Below are 2313 nucleotides of genomic sequence, written 5' to 3' on the forward strand. Positions count from 1 at the left end.
GAGCTTACATTTTCTAAGATCCTCGACTCCTTTTCCAGCCGGTCAGATTTTTTCTACACCCTTAAATGCGAAGAGCCAGTTAAGTATCGGCGCAATCTGCATGCCGGAAGACGCCTCTCCCGACGCGAGAAAAGGCACACCGTTTCAGCGTGACGTATTTGCTTTGGGGCTGATGTGTTGGCATCTCATAACGGCAAACGCGCTTCCTCTAAAATTTGAAAGCTCGCATATAGCGGATGTGCGCCAGAAGCTAAAGAACTCAGATGCGTGGTATTCAGAAATCCTGATCCGAGCAATCGAAATTGATCCCTCTGACCGTTACACAGATGCTGGCATATTGCTCGAAGAACTTAACCGATACATGCCAAGGGCTGAAGGTGAGTTCGAATTCGATCATGGTGTTTTGGAACGCTTCGCTCTACCCGGATTTGTTCCTTACAAAGCGTTTCCGGTAGATGAACAACTTGTAGATTCAGACAGTAAAGACGTCTATAGGTCAGGTTCGCAAATAGTCAAGATGTGGCCAAATCTGAACGCCACCTCCGTTTCTAAAGGCGAAGGGCCGATGCTTCTCGCTTTCTTTGAACGCCTCGAGGTTTTGCAAAAGAGCAGCTATGATTTTCTTCCTGCCATAGAAAGTTTTGGGTATGGTAGAAGCGGTACACCATTTGTAATCCAGCGCCATATTGATGGGGACGACTGGGATGAGTTACCTAGCGTTGCGCGCGATACCGCCTTCGTAGTTGCACGAAAGCTTATCACTGCAGTGGAGTGCCTTCACGAACAGCAGATAGTCCACGGTGATCTACACCCTAAAAATGTGCGGGTAGCTCTAAGCAGCGAAGCAGCAACGTCATCAATATACATATTAGATATGCCTGATATATGTGCCTCTGGTATTCAGCCGTTCAATCATCGATATAGCCCTCTTTTAGAGAGTTGTACTGATATCGAGCGGGACAATTTTGCAGTAATGCGAATGTCGGTCGAGTTACTTGGTATGGACTGGGATGAAGCTAGAGAGAACGATATATCTGTACTCAGAGAAGCTATTAACCAAGAACAACAGAGCGAGTCTGGTTTCATATCTCTTGAGCGGTTCAAGGTGGCTTTTGAACAAGCATGCAGTCCGCCTAAACCAAGACCTACAATTGCAATAGATATCATAAGCCGGGATGGACATGGGGACTTCACAGTCTATCCGGACAACGGCCGTCTTTACGTGAAAATTGACCAGGATCTCCAAGACCAAAAACTCTTGGTCGTGAGCTTTGACGGGGTTGGAGGAGCGTTTCGAGCCACATATGACCCTAGCCTAAGAGCATTTATCAAAGCCTTCGCACCCAGGGTGCAGGACAATATCAGGCTACGTGATATCCAGAACGCTGATTTTGAAATCGACGTTAGCATCAGGGTTTCCACGGGTTCTTACTCTAACTTGACCTCACTGACGGAGTTCATGGCGCAACAGTCAGGCTTCGGTGATCTTGCGGTTAGCATCCTAAAGGAGCAGTCTTCTACTATACTGTCTGATGGCGAGCAGATGTCATCACCCCTGGCTGAGTCGACCATACCGGCCAGAGTCGATCAGCCCTCACCTGAGCCTTCTGCCAATTTATACCCAGTAGCAAAGGTCTGGAAAGCTATTCTGGAGACTGAGCCTGAGTCTTTACCAAGTATTGAAGTTTCCGATACGCCCAAGCTACACAAGGATCGCCTTGGCTTGCTTATTCCGTATACTGCGGAACGAGATATCCTAGAGTCCTTTGATGCAGAAGATGCAGTCTTTCTCTCGAAGCGTAAAGATGGAGTTACTTCCAGCTTAGGCGTAATTGATACTAGAAAAAGTACATTAACAGAAATTTATCTTGTTCTTTCGGCGCGAGCCCAAGGTATTAAAGTTGATGATCAGCTTTTTCTGCAGTCTCAAGCAGCACGAACCTCATTTTCACGTCGCAAGCATGCAACAGAGCGTCTGCTGAAACGCTCAGCAGTAGTTCCAAATTTAGTTGACTACTTCGATGAGAATTGCGATGCAATACCTGAAAGCTTCGGTGACTTGCCGAACGAGCAACACTTTAAAATGTATGAGCGGCCCGCTGCCGATGGATCTGTTATTGGGCTCTTCGCATTTAAGGGTGTAGCTGATTTCTAAACCCTCCTGACTTCAGCAAGCACCTGGCTATGTAATTGGTTAAATTTCTAAAGCCCAAGGCGGTACCTCGTAAGTGCTCAATAAAGTGGACCCATCGGTCAAGACAGTTTTTCAGCGAGTTTAAGCTGCGTCGCTTACTGCCACTGCAGCTGGTCGGC

The 2313-nt window shown here is 47.2% G+C and carries 1 pseudogene; it reads left to right on the forward strand.

Annotated features, from left to right (window positions below):
* A pseudogene (locus EKA13_RS26945) lies at positions 1-2155 on the forward strand (AAA domain-containing protein); the annotation flags it as partial.
* Positions 2156-2313 lie beyond the last annotated feature (158 nt).

Source organism: Pseudomonas defluvii (assembly GCF_001695625.1).
Classification (GTDB): domain Bacteria; phylum Pseudomonadota; class Gammaproteobacteria; order Pseudomonadales; family Pseudomonadaceae; genus Aquipseudomonas; species Aquipseudomonas defluvii.